This window comes from Mesorhizobium sp. CNPSo 4671 (assembly GCF_057784245.1).
This window is the reverse complement of record NZ_JBWLUW010000011.1, coordinates 103,564-118,018: the sequence shown is the minus strand read 5'-3', so window position 1 is coordinate 118,018 and position 14,455 is coordinate 103,564. Positions and strand designations below refer to the sequence as shown.

Genomic DNA, 14,455 nt, shown 5'->3' with positions numbered 1-14,455 from the left:
TTCCTACAATTCGCCGTGGCCGACGCGGGCGCCGGGGGGTTGGTCGCAAAGCTTCTGGCCCATGGTCACGAACGGCGCGACGAGCCGCAGCCGCTCCGCAACATCAGCGGAATCGCGAAACAAGGCGCGGTTGGCGATGTTGCCGAGCGTCAGCTGCATCGGGTCGGTCGTGACGATGACGCCACGCGGGTTGAAATCCTCGTCTTCATCCAGGCCCTTCGGCCGGCCTTCGAAGAACATCACAACTTTCTGGCCGCCGCCCCAGACGCAGGTGAGCGTTCCCTCATCGACCGAAAACGGCCATCCGGCCTCGTTGCCGGCGCGCGCGATCGGCTGCAGCCGCACCTCTTCAGCGGACGGCATATGGAACATGCCCTGTTCCCCCGCCAGCATCAGCGGCATGGCGACTGCCATCTCGGCCATCATCATCAGTGCGCCACCGCCGCCGCCGCCGCTTCGTCGATGAGCCGGCCGGTGCGGAAGCGCTCGATGGTGAAAGGCGCGTTGATCGGATGCGGATCGTCCCTGGCGATGGTGTGGGCAAAGACATGGCCCGAACCGGGCGTCGCCTTGAAGCCGCCCGTGCCCCAGCCGCAATTGACATAGAGGCCGGGCACCGGCGTCTTGGCCAGGATCGGCGAGCGGTCGGGCGTCACGTCGACGATGCCGCCCCAGGAGCGCAGCATCTTCATGCGCGTGAAGATCGGGAACATCTCGCAGATGGCGTCGAGCGTATGCTGCAAGATGTGCAGACCGCCGGTCTGTGAATAGGAGACATACTGGTCGGTGCCGGCGCCGATCACCAGTTCGCCCTTGTCGGACTGCGAGATATAGGCGTGCACGGTGTTCGACATCACCACGCAAGGCACCACCGGCTTGATCGGCTCCGACACCAGCGCCTGCAGCGGATAGCTTTCCAGCGGCATGCGCACGCCGGCCATGTTCATGATGACCGAGGAATGGCCGGCGGCGACGACGCCGACCTTCTTGGCACCGATGAAGCCGCGCGTCGTGTCGACGCCCATGACCGCGCCATTGGCCGCCCGCTTGACGCCGGTGACCTCGCAGTTCTGGATGATGTGGACGCCGCGCGCCGAAGCGCCGCGCGCATAGCCCCACGCGACCGCGTCATGACGCGCCGTGCCGCCGCGCCGCTGCAAGGCGGCACCGACGACCGGGTAGCGTGCGTCTTTGGAGATATTCAGCGGCGGGCAGAATTCCTTCGCCTGCTCCGGCGACAGCCATTCATTGTCGATGCCGTTCAGCCGGTTGGCATGGACATGGCGCTTCAGCACCTGGATGTCGTGCACATTGTGCGCGAGCATCATGACGCCGCGCGCCGAATACATGACGTTGTAGTTGAGTTCCTGGGAGAGCCCATCCCACAGCTTCAGCGCATGGTCGTAAATGCCGGCGCTCTCGTCATAGAGATAGTTGGAGCGGATGATGGTGGTGTTGCGGCCAGTGTTGCCGCCGCCGAGCCAGCCCTTTTCCAGAACCGCGACATTGGTGATGCCGTGCACCGTGGCGAGATAATAGGCCGTGGCCAGCCCATGGCCGCCGGCACCGACGATGATGACGTCGTATTCCTTCTTGGGCTCCGGCGAGGACCATTGTTCCTCCCAGCCCTTATGGCCGCGCATGGCCTCTCGGGCGATGGCGAATACCGAATATTTTTTCAACGTCCCAGCCTCGCGCCAACGGATCTCGCGGATTGCGGCCGGGCTTTTGTTCGGTCCGGCGCGCGAGGTGTATCACTAGCGAAACAGCGCTTCCACCCTTGCGCTGTTTGCGACGGCGCTTGCCGTTTTGCGCCACGACGAAAAAGACCCATGCGGGCTGGCTCCCATGAGGGCCTTCAGCCACATTGCCTGTCGCGAATCTCCGGAGAACGATCGTGGGCAATGCTTGGTGGAATCTGACGTTGCGCTTCCTGCTGGAGCTTGCCGCCCTGCTTGGTCTCGGCATTGCCGGTTGGACCCTCTCCGACGGATGGTGGCGCTGGGTCCTCGCTCTGGCCTTGCCGCTTGTTGCGGCCGTACTGTGGGGCACCTTCGCGGTGCCCAACGACCCAAGCCGGTCGGGCCGCGCACCGGTGCCTGTGCCGGGCACGGTACGGCTGACGCTGGAACTGATCATCCTGTTCGGCGGCGCAGCCAGTTTCTATCTGACCGGCCACACGACCACTGGCATCATCATGGCTCTGCTCATCGCCATCAGCTACGCATTTTCGCTCGACCGGCTCGGTTGGCTGCTGAAGCAATAGTTTAGGACGACGACGCCTTCGCAGGTATCGGGTGGACCCGCTCTGCTCCATCTGCGACCAAGCATCCCGATTGCCGGCGAGACCGGCGTGAAAACAGGGATGCAAAAGATGTTCGCACTCGCCAACAAGATCGCCATCGTCACCGGCGCCAGTTCCGGTATCGGCCGCGCCACCGCAAAACTCTTCGCCGAGGAAGGTGCCAGGATCGTCGTCTCCGCCCGCCGTCAGGCCGAGCTCGATACGCTTGTCGCAGAGATATCGGACGCGGAGGGCACGGCCGTCGCCCTTGCCGGCGACGTCAGGGACGAAGCCTATGCGAAGGCCCTTGTCGATATGGCGGTCGAAAGCTTCGGCGGCCTCGACATCGCCTTCAACAATGCCGGCGCCGTCGGCTTGATGGCGCCCCTGCCCGACATGATGCCGGAGACATGGCACGAGACGATGGACATCAATCTGACCAGTGCCTTTCTCGGCGCGAAGTACCAGATACCGGCCATGCTGGAGCGCGGTGGCGGCTCGCTGATCTTCACCTCGAGCTTTGTCGGCTATACTGCCGGCATACCGGGCATGACCGCCTACGCCGCCGCCAAGGCCGGCCTGATCGGTCTGACACAGGTTCTGGCCGCCGAATACGGCCCGAAAGGCCTGCGCGTCAACGCGCTGCTGCCCGGCGGCACCGACACACCTGGCGCGACGACGACGACACCCGAGGCCCGCGCTTTCGTCGAAGGCATCCATGCGCTGAAGCGCATGGCGCAGCCGGAGGAGATCGCCCGCTCGGCGCTTTACCTTGCCTCGGACGCCTCGAGTTTCACCACGGGAACCGCGCTGTTTGCCGATGGCGGCGTCTCGATCAACCGGACGTGAAGGTTTTTTTGCAGCGAACAGGCCGGTTCGCCGCTTTGACGCAGGCGGCCGGTCTTGCTTTTTCCGCGCGATTTGGCGATTCCGTTTCCTGTCGAAACGGGTCCCGAAACCATGATGCTGATCCGAACCTATGTGGCCGCGAGCGCAATCGAGGGCGTCGGCATGTTCGCCGCCGAGCCGATCCGGCAAGGCGCCTCGATCTGGCGGCTTGACCCGGATTTCGACCGGCTAATCCCGATTGACAAATATGAGGCCGCGCCCCAGCCTCTGAAGGAATTGCTCGACCGTTATGCCTATCCGAGCCCGGATCGGCCGGGTTTCATGGTCTATGAAGTCGACAATGGCCGCTTCATGAACCATTCGGCGACGCCGAACACCGACTTTTCGCAATATGGCGGCGCGACCGCGACCCGCGACATTGCCGCGGGCGAGGAGATCACCTGCGACTACGGCGAATTCTTCGAGGATTTCGAACGGCTGCACCTGGCCACGGCGTAGTTGGCGCCCTATCTCGAGGCGACCGTGGCAATTTGGCTGTTGTCCTTCATTTCGACTGTGGACAGCGCGGCCTGATTCTGCTATCAGCCGCCACAATTCGTGGTGTCGACCGCCGCGGAGGCTAGTGGCTATGGCCACTTGCCTGTTGATATCAAACCCGAAAGACAGGATTGCCCGTGCAGGTACTCGTCCGCGACAACAACGTTGATCAGGCGCTTCGCGCGCTCAAGAAGAAGATGCAGCGCGAAGGCATTTTCCGCGAAATGAAGATGCGCGGCCACTACGAGAAGCCTTCCGAGAAGCGCGCCCGTGAAAAGGCCGAGGCCGTACGCCGCGCCCGCAAACTGGCCCGCAAGCGCGCCCAGCGCGAAGGCCTGCTGCCGATGACGCCGCGTCCGGTGGCTGCTGCTGGTGCCGCTGGCGCAGCGCGTCCGCCGCGCTGATTATCGCCAATATTTCGTCCTTTTCGAAGGATACTGAGGTGGCGCGATGCGGAATCGCCGCCACCTTTTTATTTTGATTGTGACCCGGCCCGGAGGGGGGATCCGGACCTGAGCGACGCGGCTTGAAGTGAGGACAGGGCAGACATGAACGCAACAAGCGTGGAGCGCGGGACCGCATTGCGTGGTTTCGCCCTGACAGCCGCCCTGCTTTCCGGATTGGCGCTTGCCGGCTGCCAGACATCGGGCCCGACCGGCGAGTTCAACAACATCGACAAGGCGCAAGGGTCGAGCGAGAACATCTCCTCGCTGTCGGCGGTCATCCAGCGCAATCCCCAGGATCCCGAAGGCTACAATGTGCGCGGCTCGGCCTATGGCCGCGGCGGTCAGTACCAGGCGGCGCTCAAGGACTTCAACCAGGCCATTCAGCTCAATCCGAATTTCTACCAGGCCTATTCGAACCGGGCGCTTATCCAGCGCTTCCTCGGCAACCAGGCGGCGGCGCTCGACGACTACAACAAGTCGATCCAGATCAACGGCAATTATGACGCCGCCTATATCGGCCGCGGCAATCTCTACCGCAAGGCGGGCCGCACGCAGGACGCCTTCAACGATTTCCAGAAGGCGATCCAGCTCGACACGACGGATGCGCGCGCCTACCACAATCGCGGCCTGATCTATCAGAGCCAGGGCCAGCACAAATTCGCCATCGAGGATTTCTCGACCGCCATCTCGCTGGCGCCGGATGCCGCCGAGCCCTACAACGGCCGTGGCCTCTCCTATCTGGCGACGGGCGACGAGGACAATGCCTTCTCCGACTTCAACATGGCCATCAAGCTCGACGGCAAGAACGCCGAGGCCTGGGCCAACCAGGCACTGATCTACGAGCGGCGCGGCGACAAGGCGAAGGCGGCGAAATCCTATAAGGAAGCCGTGCGCCTCAACCCGAGCTACCAACCGGCCAAGGACGGCTTGTCGCGCGTCGGTGGCAGCGCCAGCTGAGATCGGCTTCCGCTTAACCGGCTAAGCAGTACGGGTTGTTTGCGTGTCCAAAAAGACACGCAGCGCCGAAGATCGCCGCCAATCCGGCAACCGCGCGTTAACCCCTGCAGCAAGCCGTTGACCCTTGCCTTGTTCACGCCAAGTTTTCAACGGAACGGTCTGAACACTCAAGCCGTTATTTCCAGGCGATTTGCGAAAGGACCCTCCCATGATTAAGAAACTCGTCTGCGCCGCTGCCCTTGCAACGACCGTGTTCGCTGCCGCCCCGGCCAGCGCCGGCAAGCTGCAACTCGGCACGCTCGACTGCACCATCGATGGTGGCACCGCCTACATCGTCGCCTCCAACAAGGGCGTGTCCTGCGTCTTCCGTCCTTATCACCACGGCCCGTCGGAGATTTACACCGGCGTCATCTCCAAGATCGGTGTCGATCTCGGCCAGACGCATCAGGGCCAGCTCGTTTGGGCCGTGCTGGCAGCAACCCGTGACCGCGACGCGGGCGACCTCGCCGGCAGCTACTATGGCGTCAATGCCGAGGCGAGCGTCGTCACCGGTGGCGGCGCCAATCTGCTGGTCGGCGGCTTCGACGGCGCCTTCATGCTCGAGCCGCTCAGCGTCCAGGCGCAGACCGGCGTCAATCTCGCCGTCGCCGTGACCTCGCTTCAGCTGATCCATTCGCTCAAGTGATTGCACGGAGCCACGCGCTCCACGCCCCCTATTTCGCGGCGCGGAACCAGGTAGGATGGTTCCGCGCCGTTTGATTTGTTGAGCAGTTCCAGGAAAAGTGTGAAGCTGTCTTCCGTCCGGAATTGCGTTAAAACAAAGGATAGAGCGGTTCCGAACCGCTCGGGGGAACAGTATGCCGAAGACAGCCATCGCCGCTGCCGCGATTGCCATCATGCTTGGCGCATCACAGGCACGAGCGCAGGACCGGGGCATCGAACTCGGCACGCTCGAATGCGCCATATCGGGCGGCACAGGCTTCATCTTCGGCTCGAACAAGGATCTGAGCTGCACCTTCACCCCGGCCGACAAGAGTTTCGCGCCGGAAGCCTATTTCGGCGCCGTCAACAAATACGGCCTCGATATCGGCACGACAAAGCAGGCGGTGATGCGATGGCTGGTGCTGACGCCGCTGAAGAACATCTACGCGCCCGGCGCGCTGGCTGGCGACTATATCGGCGCCAGCGCCGAGGTGACGGCGGCCGTCGGTGCCGGCGCCAATCTTTTGGTCGGCGGCTCCTCGCAGGCCTTCACCCTGCAGCCGCTCAGCCTGCAGACCCAGACCGGCATCAATCTTGCCATTGGCGTCAGCCAGTTCCAGCTGCGCAGCATCGAGAATTGATCTCTTGAAAAAACCGCTTGAACTCAACCGCGGTTGAGGTCCTACAAGCCCGCCCCGACCGGACCAGCACCTCGATGGCACGCTAATCCGGCGCAATGGCTGCGCATGGCCCTGCCGGAAAGCCTTTGCTGGCTTCTGGTGCCATGCGCCGGCATCGAGATATGCAAAGCATGGGGTGGACATGACTGAAATCAGCACAAACAGGGTCGACTGGCGCGCATTGTGGGCGAGCGGTGACCTGGCGCGCTTCTGCTTCATCAGCCTCGGCATCCTGCTGCACGCCACCAACGAGACGATGGTGGCGACCGTCATGCCGGCCATGGTCGGCGAACTGGCCGGCGTGCAGCTCGTCGGCTGGTCGCTGGCGATCTACGAACTTGGCGCCATCGTCGCCGGTGCCGCGGCCGGACGGCTGGTGAGCTATGTGGCGCTGCGCACCAATATGGTGGTCGCGGCCCTGCTCTATGCGGCCGGCGCGCTGATCTGCGCCACCTCGCCCTCCATGCAATTGTTCCTTGCCGGCCGCCTGATCGAGGGACTGGGCGGCGGCGCGCTGGTGTCGTTGGCCTTCGTCTCGGTCGAGCGGCTGTTTTCGCGCGCCATCTGGCCGCAGCTTTTCGGCATCATGTCGGCGATCTGGGGCGTCGCGGCGTTCAGTGGTCCGTTGCTGGGCGCGATCATGACCGAGCTTTTGTCATGGCGCTGGGCCTTCGGCGTCTTCACTTTCGGCGGCACGGCCATGGCGCTGGCCAGCTTCATCGTGCTCAACACGCCGCAGGCGACGCGACCGAGCGCAAGCGCGGGCAAAGTGCCACCCTTCCCGTTTGCAGCCCTTGGCTGCCTTGCCGTCGCCGTGGTGCTGATCGCCTCGGCTGGCGTCGACATCGCCGTGCTGCGCTCCTCACTGCTGATCGTCCTTGGCCTCGCCGGCCTGGCGCTGTTCTTCACCATCGACGCGCTGAAGCCGCGCTCGCGGCTTTTCCCGTCGCGGCTGTTCTCGTGGCGCACGCCGATCGGCGCCGGCATGACCATGGTCGCCGCGTTTTCTGTCGCCACCTGCTCCTTCGGCGTCTACGGGCCGCTGCTTTTGACCAGCCTGCACGACATTCCGCTCTTGACCACCGGCTACATCATCGCCGCCGAATCGATCGCCTGGTCGATCCTGTCGATCCTGGTCGCCAACGCGCCGCCGCAGCGCGAGCGGCTGATCATCGTCGCCGGCGCGCTGATGATCGCGGCCGGCATTGCCGGCTTTGCTTACACGATACCCCTCGGCTCGATCCCGCTGATCCTGGTCTGCGCCTTGCTGCAGGGCGGCGGGTTTGGCATTGCCTGGCCGTTCCTGACCCGCGTCATCGTCGCCTCCGCCCCGGACGACGAACAGACCATCGCCTCGGCCGCGGTGCCGACCATGCAGCGCATCGGCTATGCGGTGGGCGCCGCCCTTGCCGGCATCGTCGCCAATGCCACCGGCTTTTCGCAAGGGCTGAACCATGACGCGGCGGCCAATGTCGCGAGCTGGCTGTTTCTTGCTTTCGTGCCGCTTGGCATCCTCGGCTGTCTTGCCGCTTTGCGGGCGTCGGCCACGAACCGGCCATTGGAAGCCATCGGCTGACGCAGGTTCAATCGATGGGGCTGTCTCAGTCGACACGCAGCCGATAGCCGACACCGGTCTCGGTGGTGATGTAGCGCGGCTGGTCGGGGGTCTTCTCGATCTTCTGCCGAAGCTGCCTGACATAGACCCTGAGATATTGCACGTCGGTCGAGTCGCCCCAGATCTGCTTCAGGATGAAATGGTGGGTCAGCACCTTGCCGGCATGCTGCACCAGGATGCGCAATATGTCGTATTCCTTCGGCGAGAGTTTTATCTCCTTGCCCTCGACCTTGACGATGCGCTTGACCAGATCGACGCTGAGGTCGCCGCTCTGGAAGACCGGCTTCTCGCCCTGCTGCTGGAATTTGTGCCGCAGCGCCACGCGGATGCGCGCCACCAGTTCGTTCATGCCGAACGGCTTGGTGACATAATCGTCGGCGCCGAGTTCGAGCGCATTGACGATGCCGGCCTCGTCGGTGCGGCTGGAGAGGATGACGACGGGAATGTCGAGGCCGTCGTCACGCCATTTGCGCAGCAGCTCATGGCCACTCATGCCGGGCAGGCCGAGATCGAGCAGCACCAGGTCCGGCTTTTCCTGTTCCATCAGCTCGATCGCCGCCTTGGCGTTCGGCGCCTCGCTGACCGCATAGCCCTGGCTGCCGAGGCCGACGCGCAACAACTTGCGGATCGGCGGCTCGTCATCGACGACCAATATCCTGACATTCGTGTTCGTCATGCCAAATCACCCACATCCCAAATCACCCACATCATTGTCGTCCGCGCAGGCGGCGCCGAGATCGGGCGGGTTCGTCGGCTTCGGCATTTTGATGGTGAAAACCGCACCCGAACGGTCGGTTCGGTTTGCCGCGGTGATCGTGCCCCCCATCGCCTCGATGAAGCCGCGGCAAATGGACAGGCCGAGCCCGGTGCCGGCGCGAACCTGGTCGCGCTTGCGCACCCGGTAGAACGTGTCGAAAATCCGTTCCAGATCGCCTGGAGGAATGCCCAGCCCCTCATCCATGATCTGCAGGATGACGGAACCATTGTCGGTCCAACCCTGCACGCGGATCGTCGAGCCTGCCGGCGCGTATTTCGCCGCATTGTCGAGGAGATTGAACAGCGCCTGCTCGAACAGCACGGGATCGACCTTCAACATCGGCAAATCCGCCGGGATGTCGATCTCGGTCTTATGCTCGGCGATGATTTTCTTGGCCCTCTGCAGGGCGGAGCCGACGATGTCGCCGACATAGTGGAAAGCGAAGTTCGGCTCCATTGCACCGGACTCGATCTTGGTCATGTCGAGCAGATTGGCGATGAAGCGGTTCAGCCGCTCGGATTCATCAAGCACGGTCGTCAACAGCTCCGCCCGGTCCTGTTCGGGAAGAGCGGGCGCGAATTCCCGCAGCGTGCCCGCCGCGCCCATGATGGCGGCGAGCGGCGTCTTCAGATCATGCGAAATGGAGGTCAGCAGCGCCGAACGCAGCCTGTCCGCCTCGGCGGCGAGCTTGGCCCGGTCGACATCGGCGACGAGCTGGATGCGTTCGATCGCCACCGCCGCCTGGTCGGCCAGCGCGTCGAGCAGGCGCTGTTGCTCCGGCGTCAGCAGCGGGCCCTGCTTGTCATTGTCGAGGCCGACGACACCGATCGCGGTGCGCCCTGTCCGCAAGGGAAGATAGAGGCGCTTGGCGCCAGGCAGCGTGTCGGCGCCGCGCCCCGCGGCACGGTTGTGCTCCCAGGCCCAGCGGGCGGCGGCGATGTCGGCCTCGGCCAGCGTGTCATCGGGCGGATAGCCGGCCTTGACGGTGATGGTGCCGTCTTCAGGCAGAAGCAGCACCACCCGCAGCTTGAGCATCGAGGCGATCTGGAAGGCGGTGGCCCACAGCACATCGTCGAGCGTGCCGGCACCGGCGAGCTTCTTGGAGAACAGGTAGATATCCTCCGTGGCCCGAGCCCGCGAGCGCGCAGCGATCGCCTGGCGCTGCACGCGGACCGTCAGATTGCTGGCAATGACGGCGACGACCAGGAACACGCCGAGAGCGACAATGCTCTCCGGATCCCGGATCGTCAGCGTGTAGCGCGGCTCCAGGAAGAAATAGTTGAAGGCAAGGGCGCTGGCGAGACAGGCGTAAAGGGCCGGCCACAGACCGCCGGTCACCGCCGACGCCAGGACCCCGATGAGGAAGATGATCGCAAGGTTGCGAACATCGAGAAACTGGTCGAGCAGCACGGCGAAGGCGAGCGAGCCTGCTACATAGGCCGTGGCCAGGAGATAGGGCCAGATCTGGAATTGCGTCTGCTCGTCGGCGGTCCTTACGTTCCTCGACGTCGCCTCGCTGTTGCGTTCGTTTCCCGAAATGACATGGACGCTGATGTCGCCGGCATTGCGGATGAGATCATAGGTCAGCGAGCCCTCGATCAATTCGCGCCAGCGCGAGCGGGTCGGCCTGCCGACAACGATATGGGTGAAATTGTTCGCCGTTGCGTAACGCACGATGTCCTGCGCGACATTCTGACCCGGAATGGTCGTCACCTCGGCACCAAGCTGCTGGGCGAGGCGCAAATTGTTCGCGAGCCGGTCCTTGTCCTCCTCGGGCATGCTGGCCGAGCGAGGGCTGTCGACATGCAGTGCCGTCCACGGCGCACGCAGCCGATCGGCCAGCCGGCGCGCATAGCGGATGCGGGCCGCGCCGCCCAGGCGCGCGTCGAGGCAGACGAGGACCCTTTCCCCGGCAGCCCAGGGGCCCTGGATGGCATGGGACTGCATGTGATTGAGCAACTGCTCGTCGACACGCTGGGCAGTGCGGCGCAGCGCCAGTTCCCTGAGCGCCGTCAGATTGCCGGGCGAGAAATAGTTCTCGATGGCGCGCTGGGCGGTGTTGGGGAAGTAGACCTTGCCTTCCTCGAGCCGCTTGATCAGGTCGTCGGGGGTGAGATCGATGATCTCGACATCGTCGGCCTGGTCGATGATGGAGTCCGGAACCGTCTCGCGCACCCTGACCTTGGTGATCTGGGCGACGACATCGTTCAGGCTTTCGACATGCTGGACGTTGAGCGTCGTGTAGACGTCGATGCCTTGCGTCAGGATTTCCTGGACATCGAGATAGCGCTTGGGGTGGCGGCTGCCGGGCGCGTTGGTGTGGGCGAGCTCGTCGACGAGTACCAATGCCGGACGCCGGGCAAGGATGGCGTCGATGTCCATCTCGTCCAGCATGCGCCCCTTGTAGTCGACCTTGCGGCGGGGAATGACTTCATAGCCTTCGACCAGGGCCTGGGTTTCCTGACGGCCATGCGTTTCGACGACGCCGATCACCACATCGATACCGTCGGCCAGCCTGGCGCGGCCCGACATCAGCATTTCGTAGGTCTTGCCGACACCGGGCGCCGCGCCGAGGAATATCCGCAGACGACCGCGCCCCTCCCGCTCGGCATGCTCGAGCAGCGCGTCGGGGGAAGGTCGGTTTTCGTTGCTTCTGTCTTCCGGCATCAGGATCGATCATGGAGAGGTCCGGGGATGCTGTCGATCCCCGGCCCTCGCCGTCACCTATTTAGCAGCGTCCAGCGCCAGGTTGAGCGCCAGCACGTTGACCACCGACTCGCCCATGAAACCGAGCTCCCTGCCCTCGACCTGGCCGTCGACAAGTGCCTTGACCTTGGCTTCGTCGATGCCCCTGGCCTTGGCGACGCGCGGAACCTGGAAATAGGCCGCCTCCGGGCTGATCTGCGGATCGAGGCCGCTGCCGGACGTCGTCACTAGGTCCATCGGCACGGGCTGGTTCGAATTCTCCGCCTTCAGCTTCTCGGCATCGCCCTTGATGCGCTCGATCAGCTTCGGGTTGGTCGGCCCAAGATTGGTGCCGCCCGACGCCGTGGCATCGTAGCCGTTGCCGGCGGCCGAGGGCCGGCCATGGAAATACTTGTCGCTGGCGAAGGCCTGGCCGATCAACTCGGAGCCGATGACCTTGCCATCTTTCTCGATCAGGCTGCCATTGGCCTGGCGGGGGAACAGCGCCTGCGCAATGCCGGTCATGCCCAGGGGATAGACCAGGCCGGTCAGCACGGTGAAGAAGACGATCATGATGATCGCGGGTCTGATTTGCTTGAGCATCGGAATGATCCTTATGCAAGGCCAAGGGCCGTGACGGCCATGTCGATTATCTTGATGCCGACGAACGGCACGATGATGCCGCCGAGGCCGTAGACCAGAAGGTTTCGGCTGAGCAGCGCGCCGGCGCCGATCGCGCGATACTTGACGCCTTTCAGCGACAGCGGGATCAGCGCGATGATGATCAGCGCGTTGAAGATGATGGCCGACAGGATGGCGCTCTGCGGCGTCGCCAGATGCATGATGTTGAGCGCCTGCAGCGGCCCGGTGGTCTGTCCCGGCGCGACGTAGAAGACGGCGAACATGGCCGGGATGATGGCAAAGTACTTGGCCACGTCGTTGGCGATCGAGAAGGTCGTCAGCGAGCCGCGCGTCATCAACAGCGCCTTGCCGATCTCGACGATCTCGATGAGCTTGGTCGGATCGCTGTCGAGATCGATCATGTTGCCGGCTTCGCGCGCGGCGACCGTGCCGGTGTTCATGGCGACGCCGACATCGGCCTGGGCAAGGGCGGGCGCGTCGTTGGTGCCGTCGCCGCACATGGCGACCAGCTTGCCCTTGGCCTGTTCGTCGCGGATCAGCTTCAGCTTGTCCTCGGGTGTCGCCTGGGCAAGGAAGTCGTCGACGCCGGCTTCCGCGGCGATGGCGGCGGCCGTCAGCGGATTATCGCCGGTGATCATCACCGTGCGGATGCCCATGCGGCGCAGCTCCGTGAAGCGCTCGCTGATGCCGCCCTTGACGATGTCCTTGAGGTGGACGACGCCGAGCAGGCGCCCGTCACGCTCGACCGCCAGCGGCGTACCGCCGGACTTGGCAACCTCGTCCGCGATCGCCTGGAGATCCCTGACGGACTCGCTGCTTGGACGCGTGCCATGGGCAGCGACCGTCGACTGGTTGACATGGGCAAGCACGGAATCGACCGCACCCTTGCGCACCGACGAGCCGTCGACGTCGACGCCGCTCATGCGGGTCTGCGCGGTGAAGGGAACGAAGGTTGCGTGCAGCGTTGCCATGTCGCGGGCGCGGATGCCGTATTTCTCCTTGGCCAGGACGACGATCGAGCGGCCTTCCGGCGTTTCGTCGGCAAGCGAGGCGAGCTGGGCCCCGTCGGCCAGTTCCTGTTCGGTAACGCCCTTGACCGGACGGAATTCCGTCGCCTGGCGATTGCCGAGCGTGATCGTACCGGTCTTGTCGAGCAGCAGCGTGTCGACGTCGCCAGCGGCCTCGACGGCACGGCCGGACATGGCGAGCACGTTGAAGCGCACCAGGCGGTCCATGCCGGCGATGCCGATCGCCGAGAGCAGCGCGCCGATCGTGGTCGGGATCAGGGTGACGAACAGGGCGACGAGCACGGTCACCGAGATATAGCCGCCGGAATAGGCGGCAAAGCTGGGGATCGTCGCGGTGGCCAGCACGAAGATCAGCGTCATGCCGACGAGCAGGATATTGAGCGCGATCTCGTTCGGCGTCTTCTGGCGTTCGGCACCTTCGACCAGCGAGATCATGCGGTCGAGGAAGGTGTGGCCGGAGGCAGCGGTAATGCGCACCCGGATCCAGTCGGACAGCACCTGCGTGCCGCCGGTGACCGCCGAGCGGTCGCCGCCGGATTCGCGGATGACGGGAGCCGACTCACCGGTGATCGCCGCTTCATTGACCGAGGCGACGCCTTCCATCACCTCGCCGTCCGACGGGATGATGTCGCCGGCTTCGACGAGGACGATGTCACCGACCTTCAGGCTGGTGCCGGGCACCAGCTTGAACTTGGCTCGGTCCTCGCCGGCCAGAAGCTTGGCCTGGGTCTCGGTGCGCGCCTTGCGCAACGAGTCGGCCTGAGCCTTGCCGCGGCCTTCAGCGACCGCTTCGGCGAAATTGGCAAACAGCACGGTGAACCACAGCCAGATGATGATCTGCAGGGTGAACTTGAAATCACCGCCGCCGGTGATGAGATCCCTGACGAACAGCACCGATGTCAGCGCCGAGACGACGGCGACGACGAACATCACCGGGTTCTTGATCAAGGTGCGCGGGTTGAGTTTCCTGAAGGCCCCGCCGATGGCGGGCCACAGGATGCTGGCATCCATGATGCTAGCGGATTTGGACTGGCTCATTTGTTGGCTCCAGTATCGATGTTGTTGGCGGGCACCGATCGATCGGATGCCGAAGGAAGACGCGGCGGCCCATAGACCAGCAGCCAGATCACGATCATGGCTGCCGCAATGCCGAGGAATGTGGACACGGTCGGGAAAGGAGGGGGGATTCTCTCCCCCTCCTTGTCGGTCCGACGCTCAACGTTGCGACGCGTGTTTTTGAACCAGGACATAACTTTCTATCCAAGGCTGGGCG

15 protein-coding genes are annotated in these 14,455 nt (G+C 64.1%); 8 read left to right on the top strand and 7 right to left on the bottom strand.

The window, feature by feature from the left end:
• Window positions 1-3: 3 nt before the first annotated feature.
• Entirely contained in the window at window positions 4-426 is a 423-nt protein-coding gene (locus tag AC04SF_RS27150) for a hypothetical protein (RefSeq protein ID WP_096457874.1), read from the bottom strand.
• Window positions 427-428: 2 nt separating this feature from the next.
• Window positions 429-1,682, bottom strand: a complete 1,254-nt coding sequence (locus tag AC04SF_RS27145) for a sarcosine oxidase subunit beta (protein ID WP_488480284.1) — start codon at window positions 1,680-1,682, stop codon at window positions 429-431.
• Between the two features lie 215 nt (window positions 1,683-1,897).
• On the opposite strand from AC04SF_RS27145, the gene AC04SF_RS27140 reads away from it, so the two are divergent.
• The 8 genes from AC04SF_RS27140 (at window position 1,898) to AC04SF_RS27105 (ending at window position 8,031) form a co-directional block, all read left to right on the top strand.
• Window positions 1,898-2,266: a YrdB family protein gene (locus AC04SF_RS27140; protein WP_488480283.1), complete on the top strand. Its 369-nt coding sequence runs from the start codon at window positions 1,898-1,900 to the stop codon at window positions 2,264-2,266.
• Window positions 2,267-2,374: 108 nt separating this feature from the next.
• Window positions 2,375-3,133 carry an SDR family oxidoreductase gene (locus AC04SF_RS27135; protein WP_488480465.1) on the top strand — a complete coding sequence of 253 codons (759 nt, stop codon included), beginning with the start codon at window positions 2,375-2,377 and terminating at the stop codon, window positions 3,131-3,133.
• Between the two features lie 111 nt (window positions 3,134-3,244).
• Entirely contained in the window at window positions 3,245-3,631 is a 387-nt protein-coding gene (locus tag AC04SF_RS27130; RefSeq protein ID WP_488480282.1) for an SET domain-containing protein, read from the top strand.
• Window positions 3,632-3,807: 176 nt separating this feature from the next.
• The gene (gene rpsU, locus AC04SF_RS27125; RefSeq protein ID WP_096457879.1) at window positions 3,808-4,074 is read left to right on the top strand and encodes a 30S ribosomal protein S21; all 267 of its coding nucleotides are present in this window, start codon (window positions 3,808-3,810) and stop codon (window positions 4,072-4,074) included.
• Between the two features lie 144 nt (window positions 4,075-4,218).
• The gene (locus tag AC04SF_RS27120; protein ID WP_096450057.1) at window positions 4,219-5,073 is read left to right on the top strand and encodes a tetratricopeptide repeat protein; all 855 of its coding nucleotides are present in this window, start codon (window positions 4,219-4,221) and stop codon (window positions 5,071-5,073) included.
• A gap of 208 nt (window positions 5,074-5,281) precedes the next feature.
• Window positions 5,282-5,758: a DUF992 domain-containing protein gene (locus tag AC04SF_RS27115; protein WP_019861134.1), complete on the top strand. Its 477-nt coding sequence runs from the start codon at window positions 5,282-5,284 to the stop codon at window positions 5,756-5,758.
• A 172-nt stretch (window positions 5,759-5,930) separates the two neighbouring features.
• Window positions 5,931-6,416, top strand: a complete 486-nt coding sequence (locus AC04SF_RS27110) for a DUF992 domain-containing protein (protein WP_488480281.1) — start codon at window positions 5,931-5,933, stop codon at window positions 6,414-6,416.
• A 181-nt stretch (window positions 6,417-6,597) separates the two neighbouring features.
• Window positions 6,598-8,031 (top strand): MFS transporter, encoded by a 1,434-nt coding sequence (locus AC04SF_RS27105; protein ID WP_488480280.1) that lies wholly within the window; start codon window positions 6,598-6,600, stop codon window positions 8,029-8,031.
• Window positions 8,032-8,056: 25 nt separating this feature from the next.
• On the opposite strand, the gene AC04SF_RS27100 is transcribed toward AC04SF_RS27105, so the two are convergent.
• The 5 genes from AC04SF_RS27100 to AC04SF_RS27080 are packed head-to-tail and all read right to left on the bottom strand — an operon-like array spanning window position 8,057 to window position 14,432.
• A complete protein-coding gene (locus AC04SF_RS27100; protein ID WP_096450063.1) occupies window positions 8,057-8,746 on the bottom strand; it encodes a response regulator transcription factor in 690 nt (229 codons plus the stop codon).
• Between the two features lie 6 nt (window positions 8,747-8,752).
• Window positions 8,753-11,494: a DUF4118 domain-containing protein gene (locus tag AC04SF_RS27095; RefSeq protein ID WP_488480279.1), complete on the bottom strand. Its 2,742-nt coding sequence runs from the start codon at window positions 11,492-11,494 to the stop codon at window positions 8,753-8,755.
• Window positions 11,495-11,551: 57 nt separating this feature from the next.
• Window positions 11,552-12,115, bottom strand: coding sequence for a potassium-transporting ATPase subunit KdpC (gene kdpC, locus AC04SF_RS27090; RefSeq protein WP_488480278.1), 564 nt, complete (start codon window positions 12,113-12,115; stop codon window positions 11,552-11,554).
• Between the two features lie 11 nt (window positions 12,116-12,126).
• Entirely contained in the window at window positions 12,127-14,220 is a 2,094-nt protein-coding gene (gene kdpB, locus AC04SF_RS27085; protein ID WP_488480277.1) for a potassium-transporting ATPase subunit KdpB, read from the bottom strand.
• Window positions 14,217-14,432: a hypothetical protein gene (locus AC04SF_RS27080; RefSeq protein ID WP_488480276.1), complete on the bottom strand. Its 216-nt coding sequence runs from the start codon at window positions 14,430-14,432 to the stop codon at window positions 14,217-14,219. Before AC04SF_RS27080 ends, kdpB begins: the two co-directional genes overlap by 4 nt.
• Window positions 14,433-14,455 lie beyond the last annotated feature (23 nt).

What these genes read in the sequence shown, in the direction of transcription:
- AC04SF_RS27095 (WP_488480279.1), bottom strand. Translation starts at nt 11,494, where the DNA reads ATGCCGGAAGACAGAAGCAACGAAAACCGACCTTCCCCCGACGCGCTG.
- AC04SF_RS27115 (WP_019861134.1), top strand. Translation starts at nt 5,282, where the DNA reads ATGATTAAGAAACTCGTCTGCGCCGCTGCCCTTGCAACGACCGTGTTC.
- AC04SF_RS27080 (WP_488480276.1), bottom strand. Translation starts at nt 14,432, where the DNA reads ATGTCCTGGTTCAAAAACACGCGTCGCAACGTTGAGCGTCGGACCGAC.
- AC04SF_RS27100 (WP_096450063.1), bottom strand. Translation starts at nt 8,746, where the DNA reads ATGACGAACACGAATGTCAGGATATTGGTCGTCGATGACGAGCCGCCG.
- AC04SF_RS27135 (WP_488480465.1), top strand. Translation starts at nt 2,375, where the DNA reads ATGTTCGCACTCGCCAACAAGATCGCCATCGTCACCGGCGCCAGTTCC.
- AC04SF_RS27110 (WP_488480281.1), top strand. Translation starts at nt 5,931, where the DNA reads ATGCCGAAGACAGCCATCGCCGCTGCCGCGATTGCCATCATGCTTGGC.
- kdpC (WP_488480278.1), bottom strand. Translation starts at nt 12,115, where the DNA reads ATGCTCAAGCAAATCAGACCCGCGATCATCATGATCGTCTTCTTCACC.
- AC04SF_RS27105 (WP_488480280.1), top strand. Translation starts at nt 6,598, where the DNA reads ATGACTGAAATCAGCACAAACAGGGTCGACTGGCGCGCATTGTGGGCG.
- AC04SF_RS27120 (WP_096450057.1), top strand. Translation starts at nt 4,219, where the DNA reads ATGAACGCAACAAGCGTGGAGCGCGGGACCGCATTGCGTGGTTTCGCC.
- kdpB (WP_488480277.1), bottom strand. Translation starts at nt 14,220, where the DNA reads ATGAGCCAGTCCAAATCCGCTAGCATCATGGATGCCAGCATCCTGTGG.
- AC04SF_RS27130 (WP_488480282.1), top strand. Translation starts at nt 3,245, where the DNA reads ATGATGCTGATCCGAACCTATGTGGCCGCGAGCGCAATCGAGGGCGTC.
- AC04SF_RS27150 (WP_096457874.1), bottom strand. Translation starts at nt 426, where the DNA reads ATGATGGCCGAGATGGCAGTCGCCATGCCGCTGATGCTGGCGGGGGAA.